This window comes from Rhodosalinus sp. (genome assembly GCF_046542825.1).
Classification (GTDB): Bacteria; Pseudomonadota; Alphaproteobacteria; order Rhodobacterales; family Rhodobacteraceae; genus Rhodosalinus.
On sequence record NZ_JBKHAQ010000144.1, the window covers coordinates 1 to 6071 of the forward strand.

At 70.3% G+C, this 6071-nt stretch carries 7 protein-coding genes; 6 read left to right on the forward strand and 1 reads right to left on the reverse strand.

Annotated features, from left to right (window positions below):
• Positions 1-563 (reverse strand): aminotransferase class IV (locus tag ACLFOB_RS13860; protein ID WP_410926459.1); only part of this gene is annotated, 563 nt, incomplete at its 3' end.
• Between the two features lie 158 nt (positions 564-721).
• Here ACLFOB_RS13860 and ACLFOB_RS13865 point away from each other — a divergent pair.
• The 6 genes from ACLFOB_RS13865 to dxs all read left to right on the forward strand — a co-directional run bounded on the left by ACLFOB_RS13865 (position 722) and on the right by dxs (position 6071).
• The gene (locus ACLFOB_RS13865; RefSeq protein ID WP_410926460.1) at positions 722-1234 is read left to right on the forward strand and encodes a MarR family winged helix-turn-helix transcriptional regulator; all 513 of its coding nucleotides are present in this window, start codon (positions 722-724) and stop codon (positions 1232-1234) included.
• Positions 1231-1932 carry a response regulator gene (locus ACLFOB_RS13870; RefSeq protein WP_410926461.1) on the forward strand — a complete coding sequence of 234 codons (702 nt, stop codon included), beginning with the start codon at positions 1231-1233 and terminating at the stop codon, positions 1930-1932. The genes ACLFOB_RS13865 and ACLFOB_RS13870 overlap by 4 nt, the downstream gene beginning before the upstream one ends.
• Positions 1933-2086: 154 nt before the next feature.
• Complete coding sequence (locus tag ACLFOB_RS13875; protein WP_410926462.1) at positions 2087-3013, forward strand: histone deacetylase family protein; 927 nt, start codon at positions 2087-2089, stop codon at positions 3011-3013.
• Positions 3010-3255: an exodeoxyribonuclease VII small subunit gene (locus ACLFOB_RS13880; protein ID WP_410918562.1), complete on the forward strand. Its 246-nt coding sequence runs from the start codon at positions 3010-3012 to the stop codon at positions 3253-3255. The genes ACLFOB_RS13875 and ACLFOB_RS13880 overlap by 4 nt, the downstream gene beginning before the upstream one ends.
• Positions 3255-4124, forward strand: a complete 870-nt coding sequence (locus ACLFOB_RS13885; protein ID WP_410926463.1) for a polyprenyl synthetase family protein — start codon at positions 3255-3257, stop codon at positions 4122-4124. Before ACLFOB_RS13880 ends, ACLFOB_RS13885 begins: the two co-directional genes overlap by 1 nt.
• Before the next feature lie 18 nt (positions 4125-4142).
• Positions 4143-6071 carry a 1-deoxy-D-xylulose-5-phosphate synthase gene (dxs, locus tag ACLFOB_RS13890; protein ID WP_410926464.1) on the forward strand — a complete coding sequence of 643 codons (1929 nt, stop codon included), beginning with the start codon at positions 4143-4145 and terminating at the stop codon, positions 6069-6071.

Sequence of the window (6071 nt, forward strand, 5' to 3'; positions counted from 1 at the left end):
TAGCCGCGGTAGTCGAACATCATCGCGTCGGCGCAGCCCTTCGCCTCTGCCGCGTGCTTGGACATGGTGCAGATCATGTAGAGACCGGCGGCCTTGGCATGGCTGGGGATCGTCTCGGGGCTGGGGCGTTTCCATTTCGAGATGTCGAGCGTCGCACCGCGCGTCTTCGAGTCGCCGTAATAGGCACCCCACTCCCAGGCGGCCACGGCAAGGCGCACGGGGTTGCGGGCAGCGCTTACGCCCATGTCCTCGCCCGCGCCGCGCCAGGCGACGGCGCGGACGTAGGCATCGCCCAGACCGTTGGCCTGCATCACCTGCGCCTTGGCGGCCTCGATCTCGTCCACCGTCCAGGGCACCGGCATGTCGATCGCTGCGCCGCTGGCGCGCAGGCGTTCGGAATGGGCGCGGCTTTCGAAGATGCGGCCGCCGTAGGCGCGCTCGCCCTCGAAGACCGAGCTGGCGTAGTGAAGCGCATGGCTGAGGACATGCACCTTGGCCGCGCGCCAGTCCACGAGTTCTCCGTCAAGCCAGATCTTCCCGTCGCGATCATCGTAGCCGGTCATCTTCGGTGCCCTTCCCGCGCCAATGCTTTCCGTTTGTTGCGCGAGATATGTCCGGTGTGGACATAATATTGCGCAAAATGCGCGACTCGCTACCAACCGACACTTGGAATGTCAATAAGGCTGACGTAAGCTGTCGCCGCGCGAGAGGAGGTGGCCAGATGAGTGACGGACGCAGCCCCGCAGGGCAGGGCAGCGAAGCGCTGCTCTTCCTGACCGACGAGCAACTCAGGCAGGGAATCGAGGCGATGTTCTTCGCCTACCGCGGCTTCACCGCCGATCCCGACCGCATCCTCGCCGACTACAGCTATGGCCGCGCCCATCACAGGGCGCTGCACTTCATCAACGGCGCGCCCGGCACGACCGTCAACAACCTCCTGTCGATCCTTGGCGTCACCAAGCAGTCGCTCAACCGCGTGCTGCGCACGCTGATCGGCGACGGGCTGGTCGAAAGCCGCGTGGGCCGCTCCGACAAGCGCGAGCGGCACCTCTACCTGACCGAACGCGGCGCGGAACTGGAACGCAAGCTGTCGGATGCGCAGCGCGCGCGGATGCGCGCCGCCTATCGCGCGGCCGGGCCCGAGGCGGTGGCCGGCTTCCGCACCGTGCTGGAGGCGATGATGGACCCGGAGATGCGCCGCCATTACCATGCGCTCAGGGAGGGCCGGGGATGAGCGGCGCGGACGCCCATCTGCTGATCGTGGACGACGACGAGCGGCTGCGCGGTCTGTTGCGCAAGTTCTTGCTCCGTAACGGTTTCCTGGTCTCGACCGCGCGCGACGCGGATCATGCGCGGCGGCTTCTGGCGGGGCTCGACTTCGACCTGATCGTGCTCGATGTGATGATGCCCGGCGAGGACGGCATCGCCTTCACCCGCAGCCTGCGGACGGATCGCGAGACACCCGTGCTGCTGCTGACCGCGCGCGGAGAGACCGAACACCGCATTGCAGGGCTGGAGGCGGGCGCCGACGATTATCTGGCGAAACCCTTCGAGCCGCGCGAACTGTTGCTCAGGATCAACGCGATCCTGCGCCGCCTGCCGGAGCCGGACGGCAAGGCGGGCCTGCCCAAGCTCCTGCACATGGGACCGTTGCGCTACGACGTGGCGCGCGGCGAACTCTGGCGGGGCGAGCAGCCCGTGCGTCTGACCACGACCGAGGCGCAGCTCATGCGCCTCTTCGCGCAGCGCCCCGGCGAGGCGATCAGCCGGTCCCGGCTGGTCGCCGACCTTGGGCGCGACGGGGGCCAGGTGCAGGAGCGCGCGGTGGACGTGCAGATCACCCGCCTGCGCCGCAAGCTCGAGGCGGACCCGAAACAGCCGCGCTATCTGCAGACCGTGCGCGGCGAGGGCTACATGCTGGCGCCCGACTGAGACACCCGGCGCATCGCGGGGCCTCCGGCGCGGCAATCGGGCGGAAGCGGCTGCGCCGCTACAGCTTTTCGTGGGCCGCCTGTGGCGGCGGCCGGGCCGGACCATGCCGGAAGGGCGCTTGTATGCAGGCGGCGATTTGGCTTAGCTGCCGGGCATGACCACCGCGCTTCTCACCCATGCCGACTCGCTCGGTCACGTCATGCCGCCGGGGCACCCGGAGCGGGTGGCCCGGATCGAACATGTGCTGCACGCGCTGGAACCGCTCGATCTGTGGCGCGTCACAGCGCCGATGGCGGCCGAGGACGACCTGCTGCGCATCCATCCGCAAAGCTACATCGACATGCTGCGCGACGCCGTGCCGGCCGAGGGCTTCGCACAACTCGACGCTGATACCTTCCTGTCGCCCGGCTCGCTCGACGCGGCGTGGCGCGGGGCGGGGGCGGCGGTGCGGGCCGTCGACCTGGTGGCCGGGGGCGAGGCCCGCAACGCCTTCTGCGCGATGCGGCCGCCCGGCCACCACGCCGAGACCGAGACGCCGATGGGCTTCTGCCTGTTCGGCAACGCGGCGCTGGCAGCGCGGCATGCGCTCGACCATCACGGCATGGGGCGCGTGGCGGTGGTGGATTTCGATGTGCACCACGGCAACGGCACCCAGGACCTGCTGTGGGACGAGCGGCGCGCGCTCTTCGTCTCGTCCCACCAGATGCCGCTCTGGCCCGGCACCGGCGCGCGGGACGAGACCGGCGCCTACGACAACGTCATGAACGTGCCGCTGGCGCCCGGCACGGACGGCGCGCGGATGCGCACGCTCTACGAAGCAGAGGTCTTTCCGCGCCTGCGCGCCTTCGCGCCCGAGCTGATCGTGGTCTCTGCCGGCTTCGACGCCCATGCCGACGATCCGCTGGCCAATCTCGACTGGCAGGAAGAGGACTTCGTCTGGCTCACGCGGGAACTGTGCGCGCTGGCCGACGAGATGTGCGGCGGGCGGCTGGTCTCGGTTCTGGAAGGGGGCTACGACCTGACCGCGCTTGCGGCCTGCACGCGGGCGCATGTCACCGAACTGAAGGAGGCCGCGCGATGACCGAGGAAAAGCCGGTGGATCAGATGAGCTTCGAGGAGGCGATGCGCGAGCTCGAGGCGGTGGTCACCCATCTTGAACGCGGCGACGTGGCGCTGGAGCAGTCCATCTCGCTCTACGAGCGGGGCGCGGCGTTGAAGGCGCGCTGCGAGGCCAAGCTCAAGGAGGCCGAGGAGAAGGTGGCGCAGATCACCCTCGACGGGCAGGGGCAACCGACGGGGACCAAGCCGGCAGAGGGCCTCTAGTGTTCGAGGCACGCCTCGCGGAGGCGGCAGAGGCGGTGGGCGCGCATCTCGCCGCGACGCTCGCGGCCTACGGCGACCTGCCGGTTGCGCGCGCGATGGCCCATGCCGCGGGCGGCGGCAAGCGCCTGCGCGGCTTCCTGGTGCTGGAAGGCGCGCGGCTGTGCGAGGTGCCGGAGGCGCGCGCGCTCTGGCCCGCAGGCGCGATCGAGGCGGTGCATGCCTACAGCCTTGTGCACGACGACCTGCCCTGCATGGACGACGACGCGCTGCGCCGCGGGCAGCCCACCGTGCATGTGAAATGGGACGAGGCGACCGCGGTGCTGGCGGGCGACGCGCTGCAGACGGCCGCCTTCGAAATGGTGCTGCGCCCCGAGTGCCACCCCGAGGCAGAGGTGCGCGCCGATCTGGCCCTGTCGCTCGCGCGCGCGGCGGGAGCGCGGGGCATGGTGCTGGGCCAGGCGCTCGACATCGCCGCCGAGAGCGCCGAGGCGCCGCTCACGCTGGCCGAGATCGAGGCGCTGCAGGCGGGCAAGACCGGCGCGCTCTTCGGCTGGGCTGCAGAGGCGGGGGCGCGGATGGCGCGCGCCGACATCGCGCCCTTCCGCGACTATGCCGCCGCGCTCGGCCTTGCCTTCCAGATCGCGGACGACCTGCTGGACGTCGAGGGCGACGCGGCCAAGGCCGGCAAGCGCCTGCAGAAGGACGCCGAGGCCGGCAAGGCGACCTTCGTCTCGCTGCTTGGTGTCGATGGCGCGCGGGCGCGAGCGGCGGAACTTGCCGATCAGGCCTGCGACGCCGTGGCGCCGTTCGGCGCCGGTGCCGGAACCTTGCAGGCTCTGGCGCGCTTCGTTATCTCCCGCGAAAGCTGAGCCGAAAGTCCCGCGCGCATGAGCCACGCCCCCAAGACGCCCCTGCTTGACCGGGTGCGCAGCCCCTCCGACCTGAAGGCGCTCTCGGACGCCGATCTGGCGAAGCTGGCGGAGGAACTGCGGGCAGAGACCATCGCCTCGGTCAGCCAGACGGGCGGGCACCTTGGCGCGGGGCTGGGCGTGGTCGAGCTGACCGTGGCGCTGCACGCAGTCTTCGACGCGCCGCGTGACAAGATCATCTGGGACGTGAGCCACCAGTCCTATCCGCACAAGATCCTGACCGGCCGGCGCGAGCGGATGGGAACGATCCGGCAGAAGGACGGCCTGTCAGGCTTCACCAAGCGGTCGGAAAGCCCCTACGACCCCTTCGGGGCGGCCCATTCCTCGACCTCGATCAGTGCCGCGCTGGGCTTCAAGGTGGCGGCCGACCTCGGCGGCACGCCGCCGGAGGGCAGCGGCGATTCCATCGCCGTGATCGGCGACGGCGCGATGAGCGCCGGAATGGCCTACGAGGCGATGAACCACGCGGGGGACCTTGGCCGGCGGCTGATCGTGATCCTGAACGACAACGAGATGTCGATCGCGCCGCCGGTGGGCGCGATGTCGCGCTACCTGTCGCGGCTTTACGCAGAGGCGCCGTTCCAGGACCTCAGGGAGGCGGCCAAGGGCGCGGTCAGCCTGCTGCCGCCGCCCTTCCGCGAGGGGGCGCGCCGGGCGCACGACCTGCTCAAGGGCATGGCGGTGGGCGGCACGCTCTTCGAGGCGCTGGGCTTCTCATACCTGGGCCCGATCGACGGGCACGACATGGACCAGCTCCTGCCGGTGCTGCGCACGGTGAAGGCACGGGCCGACGGGCCGGTTCTGATCCATTGCATCACGCAGAAGGGCAAGGGCTATCGCCCGGCCGAAAGCGCGCCGGACCGGGGCCATGCGCGCGCGAAGTTCGACGTGGCCACAGGCGAGCAGAAGAAGGCGCCGTCGAACGCGCCGAGTTATACCAAGGTCTTCGCCCGCGCGCTGATCGACGAGGCCGCGCGCGACAGCCGCGTCGTCGCGGTGACGGCGGCGATGCCGGATGGCACCGGGCTCGACCTTTTTGCCGAACGCTACCCTTCGCGCTGCTTCGACGTGGGCATCGCCGAACAGCATGGCGTGACCTTCTGCGCGGGGCTGGCGGCCGGGGGGATGCGGCCCTTCGCGGCGATCTATTCGACCTTCCTGCAACGCGGCTACGACCAAGTGGTGCACGACGTGGCGATCCAGCGCCTGCCGGTGCGCTTCGCCATCGACCGCGCGGGGCTGGTGGGCGCGGACGGCGCGACGCATGCGGGCAGCTACGACGTTGCCTATCTGTCGAACCTGCCGGGCTTCACCGTCATGGCGGCGGCGGACGAGGCGGAACTGGTGCATATGGTCGCCACCGCCGTGCAGCATGACGAGGGACCCATCGCCTTCCGCTATCCGCGCGGCGAGGGCGTCGGCGTCGAGATGCCGGAGCGGGGCGTGCCGCTGGAGATCGGCCGCGGCCGCATGATCCGTGAAGGCGGGCGCGTCGCGATCCTGTCCTTCGGCGCGCGGCTGAAGGAGGTGCTGGAGGCCGCCGAGGCGCTGGCGGCGCGGGGGATCGCGCCCACCGTGGCCGACGCGCGCTTTGCCAAGCCGCTGGATCGGGAACTGATCCTGACGCTGGCGCGCGAGCACGAGGCGCTGATCACCATCGAGGAGGGCGCGGTGGGCGGTTTCGGCAGTCACGTCGCGCAGCTTCTGGCCGAGGAAGGTGTCTTCGACACCGGGCTGAAGTATCGCTCCATGGTGCTGCCCGACATCTTCATCGATCAGGCCAGGCCCGAGGAGATGTACGTGGTGGCCGGGATGAACGCCGAGCACATCGAAGCGAAGGTGCTGTCGCTGATGGGCGTGGCACAGGTGGCCGGCCGCCGGGCCTGA